The sequence below is a fragment of the Escherichia sp. WS1118 genome, from assembly GCF_046487695.1.
Lineage (GTDB): Bacteria > Pseudomonadota > Gammaproteobacteria > Enterobacterales > Enterobacteriaceae > Escherichia > Escherichia coli.
In genome coordinates, this window is record NZ_JBJQIZ010000030.1 from 1 (window position 1) to 4,704 (window position 4,704).

General features: G+C 50.7%; 6 protein-coding genes and 2 pseudogenes. 3 read left to right on the top strand and 5 right to left on the bottom strand.

Annotated elements, in window-relative coordinates; genetic code table 11:
• Nucleotides 1-125, bottom strand: a pseudogene (locus ACJHYO_RS23800) (plasmid mobilization relaxosome protein MobC); the annotation flags it as partial.
• 62 nt (nucleotides 126-187) lie between these two features.
• Here ACJHYO_RS23800 and ACJHYO_RS23805 point away from each other — a divergent pair.
• From ACJHYO_RS23805 to ACJHYO_RS23815, 3 genes are all read left to right on the top strand, one after another.
• Entirely contained in the window at nucleotides 188-379 is a 192-nt protein-coding gene (locus tag ACJHYO_RS23805) for a Rop family plasmid primer RNA-binding protein (protein WP_000165986.1), read from the top strand.
• A 669-nt stretch (nucleotides 380-1,048) separates the two neighbouring features.
• Entirely contained in the window at nucleotides 1,049-1,198 is a 150-nt protein-coding gene (locus ACJHYO_RS23810; protein ID WP_032194431.1) for a hypothetical protein, read from the top strand.
• A gap of 191 nt (nucleotides 1,199-1,389) precedes the next feature.
• Entirely contained in the window at nucleotides 1,390-2,229 is an 840-nt protein-coding gene (locus ACJHYO_RS23815; protein WP_001354646.1) for a hypothetical protein, read from the top strand.
• Between the two features lie 687 nt (nucleotides 2,230-2,916).
• On the opposite strand, the gene ACJHYO_RS23820 is transcribed toward ACJHYO_RS23815, so the two are convergent.
• The 4 genes and pseudogenes from ACJHYO_RS23820 to ACJHYO_RS23835 all read right to left on the bottom strand — a co-directional run.
• On the bottom strand, nucleotides 2,917-3,150 hold the full coding sequence (locus ACJHYO_RS23820; protein WP_000137388.1) for an MbeD family mobilization/exclusion protein: 234 nt from the start codon (nucleotides 3,148-3,150) through the stop codon (nucleotides 2,917-2,919).
• A gap of 6 nt (nucleotides 3,151-3,156) precedes the next feature.
• On the bottom strand, nucleotides 3,157-3,717 hold the full coding sequence (locus tag ACJHYO_RS23825; RefSeq protein WP_000067488.1) for an MbeB family mobilization protein: 561 nt from the start codon (nucleotides 3,715-3,717) through the stop codon (nucleotides 3,157-3,159).
• A 370-nt stretch (nucleotides 3,718-4,087) separates the two neighbouring features.
• A pseudogene (locus tag ACJHYO_RS23830) lies at nucleotides 4,088-4,405 on the bottom strand (nuclease); the annotation flags it as partial.
• Nucleotides 4,395-4,704, bottom strand: a 310-nt coding sequence (locus tag ACJHYO_RS23835) for a plasmid mobilization relaxosome protein MobC (RefSeq protein ID WP_219562373.1), incomplete at its 5' end; no start/stop codon positions are given. The pseudogene ACJHYO_RS23830 and the gene ACJHYO_RS23835, both read right to left, overlap by 11 nt.

The window sequence follows — 4,704 nt, forward strand, 5'->3', positions numbered from 1 at the left end:
AGTTTTCCTGTGCGCGCAACCGGCTCCCCCAGACAGACCCGCCGCATCCATTCTGCCAGTCGTTTACCCTCGCAGCGTTCCAGTAACCGGGCGTGCTCCTCATCGCTAACCCGTATCGTGAGCATCTTCTCGCGTTTCATCGGTATCATTCCCCCTAAAAAATCCCCTATTAAGGAGCCTTAAGACCATGACCAAACAGGAAAAAACAGCCCTTAACATGGCCCGCTTTATCAGAAGCCAGACGCTGACCCTGCTGGAAAAACTCAACGAGCTGGACGCGGACGAACAGGCAGACATCTGCGAATCACTTCACGACCACGCCGACGAACTCTACCGTAGTTGCCTCGCACGCTTCGGCGATGACGGTGAAAGCAACTGAAACATGCAGCTCCCGGAGACGTTCACAGCTTGCCTGTGAGCGGATGCCGGGAGCAGACAAGCCCGTCAGGGCGCGTCAGCGGGTTTTAGCGGGTGTCGGGGCGCAGCCCTGACCCAGTCACGTAGCGATAGCGGAGTGTATACTGGCTTAACTATGTGGCATCAGTGCGGATTATAAGAAAAGTGCACCATATGCGGTGTGAAATACCGCACAGATGCGTAAGGAGAAAATGCCGCATCAGGCGCTCTTCCGCTTCCTCGCTCACTGACTCGCTACGCTCGGTCGTTCGGCTGCGGCGAGCGGTATCAGCTCACTCAAAGACGGTGATGCGGTTATCCACAGAATCAGGGGATAACGCCAAAAGAAACATGTGAGCAAAAGGCCAGGAACAGGAAGAAGGCTGCGCCGCTGGCGTTTTTCCATAGGCTCCGCCCCCCTGACGAGCATCACAAAAATCGACGCTCTAGTCAGAGGTGGCGAAACCCGACAGGACTATAAAGATACCAGGCGTTTCCCCCTGGAAGCTCCCTCGTGCGCTCTCCTGTTCCGACCCTGCCGCTTACCGGATACCTGTCCGCCTTTCTCCCTTCGGGAAGCGTGGCGCTTTCTCATAGCTCACGCTGTTGGTATCTCGGTTCGGTGTAGGTCGTTCGCTCCAAGCTGGGCTGTATGCACGAACCCCCCGTTCAGCCCGACCGCTGCGCCTTATCCGGTAACTATCGTCTTGAGTCCAACCCGGAAAGACACGTAAAAACGCCACTGGCAGCAGCCATTGGTAACCGTTTAGAGGAGTTAGTCTTGAAGTTATGCGCCGGTTAAGGCTAAACTGAAAGGACAGATTTGGTGGCTGTGCTCCTCCAAGCCAGTTACCTTGGTTCAAAGAGTTGCTGCTCTGAGAACCTTCGAAAAGCCGCCTTGCTGGGCGGTTTTTTCGTTTACGGACAAGACTACCTTCAGGATCGTTAGATCTCAAGACAATCATGCATAGTGAGCATACACAGGAGCCGAACTTGCTTACACTGTTCATCTTTTTTGTTTTATTAATAGCTGCATGTTTCTTTTGTTTTGCTCCACCACGAAGAGGATATGACAGAAATGAGATCATTCCATACAAAATAAAACTATCAATAAATAAATATCGCCTTTACATATACTCATCGGGAAAGGTAAGACAATACCTTTTATTTTTAGTTATTTTATCACTGTACTACTCCATAGCGGAACCATTTAAGTCTGAGTTAATAAAAAACATATCATATTCACTGATGGCTGCATTTATTTTTGATACAGGGCTTAATTTTAGCAAGGAGAATATAACTAAAGGAGTGATTTCAACAAGGTGGCATAATGACCTATATTCATCATTTGAGAGAATGAAAGCAATTAATAAAATTTACTACCCATCCAACAAAGAGATAAACACAGAAGGTCTATCCAAAGCCATCACATCATCTCTTTTCAATGATGACGCGAACTCGTTCGCAAAGAGAGATTTTCGCTTGATGTGGGACTTATCTTCTGAAAAATATCTTTCCTATAAAGAAATAATAATAAGAAAAGGCGATAAGCTTGACGCTGTATGCTTGAGATTTATAAATGATGACTACAAGTTTTTAGTTAATTTCAACAGAGATGAAGAGGTTTTCAAATACTTTCCATCTATAATGCAACCTTCACTCAAAACATATAGAGCGTTATCAAGACTAGTAAACTCAATCAAAGATCCTTCTAGATTTAAGTTCACGACAGAGTCATTAGAAATGGAGTTACTAGAATACTTAGAGTTAAGAAATGAATTATTCAATGACATAGAAGAAGTAATGGGTAGCTATGCTCAGAGGGCACCATAGTTCATGATAGCCCTCGATAGTACTTACTTATATTTTTAGAGAGGTTTAAGTGTAAGTAGAGGGAGTAACACCTGGTTTTTCAGCATCCACTCCAATGAATGCTGACACCGATACGCGATAATTCTCTTTATCGTAGCAAAATCATCCTCCAGATTGCGGTTGAGAATAGGTTCATGGTGCGCAATACGATTGCGCAGTTTTCTCACGGGACTTGTTAGCAGTAATGCTTCCCCCCGGGGACAAACGACAGAGATATACAACAAAGGCCCGCAATTAAAATACTCCGTATTTACCATAACGTCGCATTGCGCGTACCGCTTAAACGCGTTCAGCGCGATCACGGCAGCAGACAGGTAAAAACAGCAACAAACCACCCGAAAAACTGCCGCGATCGCGCCTGGTAAATTTTAACCTCATGCATAGTTATGCGCGAAACTGAATGACGATCAGTTTCGCACGTTCCAGCCGTCGAACGGGGCAAAATGGGGAGGTTTGGATATTGTTAATGCTAATGTACGTACATTAACATTGGCGCCATCCGGGTAGGGCGTGCCACAAACTGGCTCGATTTCAGGGGGTACCCCGGTCACATCCCCATTGACGGGCCACGCCAGATCCGCGCTTCGGGTTCCTGCTCTTCATGCCAGCGCCGGGCAAGCTCCTGCGCCTGACGCTCCTGTTCATCCCTTATCTGTTGTTCGTGATAAATAACCGACTCAAGCGGTCGACTTGCCCGGCTAATAGCTGCACCTGCTGACTCAAGTTCACGACACGCTCGTTCAGTATCGCGTTGTTCTGTTGCGTAACCGCGTGCATCTTCTGCAATTCTGCGAAGGCGCTCTCCCACTCGTTCAGCCGCCGCATATAGTCCTGTTGCAAATGCTCTAAGGCGTTCAGCAAATGCCCTTCCAGTTCCGTCATACTCGTTTACTCCCTGACCAGCCTCACGGCGTTCTTGTCGCCCACCGTCCAGGTGTTTTCCCCTTTCACCCCGTCCGGCAGCACCAGAAATTTCCCGTTCTCGCCATTGACGAACGTCACCCCCCAGGTTTTTGCCTCGAGTTTCGCCAGCGTGTTTTCCTGCTCTCTGATGGTCAAGATATTTTTCGCAATCCTGCTTTCCTGCCACTGAATCAGCCCCCAGCACCCCAGGAAAATGCCGCCCGTGACGCTGAGCGCGGTCAGCGCCGGAAACAGTACCCGCCCTTTGATCACCTGCCAGAGCAGGTTTTTCTGCTGCCGGGACAGTTCGGCCTCTGTGGTGCTGAGCTGCGTGCTCACGGTGGTGCTCAGCGTATCCAGTTGCTGTTTCACGGATGTTGTATGTTCGCTGATAGCGTCTCTGATTTTCTGCCTGTTTAAGCTCAGTGCCTTGTCTACAGACTCTTCTAGCTTCCTGAACTCGCTGTTCAGCATGTTCTCGGTAGAAGCGGCTCGCTCTTTCAGTTTCTTCTCGAAGTCCGTTCCCATTTGTAAAAGATTGCTCATACAGCGCCCCCTTTAGCCTGAGATTCCGCCCCCCCTCCGGGTCGGCAATACTGATACTGCTTCTGGTTGTCCTCACCACCTCAAAACCTGCCGCTGTGAGCGCCTCAGTGACATCCTGACGCGTTTTTATTGCTCCGGCACGGTAAAGCGCCTCAAGACCCCGTGTAATCGCTTCTGCGGCCTCCTGTTTCGCTTTTGGCAGATTATTCGGTGTGACAAGCGTCCGTCTGTTCTCCGGTGCGTTCGGGTCACGCAGCCCGTAATGATGATTAACCAGCGTCTGCCAGGCATTTATCCTCGGCCTGTCCGCACGGTCGTAGTACGGCTGGAGGCGCTTACCGCTCTGTAGTTCCATGTTCGGAATGACAAAATTCAGTTCGAGCCGCCCCTTATCCTGGTGTTCCACCCAGAGAATGCTGTACTGGTCTTTTTCGAGACCGGGCATAAGAACACGCTCAAAGCTCGTCATCACTCTTTCGCGTTCACCCGGCGGTAACTCCTTCTCCGCGAACGACAGAACGCCTGACGTGTATTTCTTCGAAAATGGCGTGGCATCAATGAGTTCCCGGATTTCTTCCGGGTTACCCCGGAGCACCGTTGCGCCTTCGCGGTTACGCTCCCGCCCCAGCAGGTAATCGACCGGGCCACTTCCACCGCCTTTCCCCCTGGCATGAAATTTAACTATCATCCCGTCCCCCCTGTTCCCTGACAGCCTGCCGCAACTGGCGCAATTCACCCTCGATGGCCATCAGAGCGGCCACCACATGAACCCGGTCAATCGAAGACCAGTGGCCGCTGTTCACCTTCCGGGCTGTCTGGTTCAGATTGTTCCCGATGGCAGCCAGATGCCGCAGCAATGGCGGCGATAGTGTCGGCAGTTTTCCTGTGCGCGCAACCGGCTCCCCCAGACAGACCCGCCGCATCCATTCTGCCAGTCGTTTACCCTCGCAGCGTTCCAGTAACCGGGCGTGCTCCTCATCGCTAACC